This window comes from Arthrobacter sp. Y3225116, assembly GCF_059091245.1.
Window position 1 is genome coordinate 1 of sequence record NZ_JBNHGL010000638.1, and the last position, 251, is coordinate 251.

Annotated in this window: 1 pseudogene; it reads left to right on the forward strand. The window is 77.7% G+C overall.

Annotated features, from left to right (window positions below):
• A pseudogene (locus AC5RV2_RS19330) lies at positions 1–251 on the forward strand (hypothetical protein); the annotation flags it as partial.

Below are 251 nucleotides of genomic sequence, written 5' to 3' on the forward strand. Positions count from 1 at the left end.
CCGTGGCCGCGGTCGGAACCTGGCAGGCGGTGCCCACGGCCAGCATCGCCGCCGGTCTGACCATCGTGGGGATGATCTCCGCGCCCGTCACGGACCTGGGCCGGGTGGTGGAATACCGGCAGAACTTCCGGGCCGCGCGGCGCATTCTCGGTCCGGCCCTCGAGGTGGCCGCTGCGGCCCGGGATGCCCGACGGCGGCGCCCGGCCGCCCGGCCCGGGACCCTTGAGGGGGCCGGGACCGGGACGGCAGCG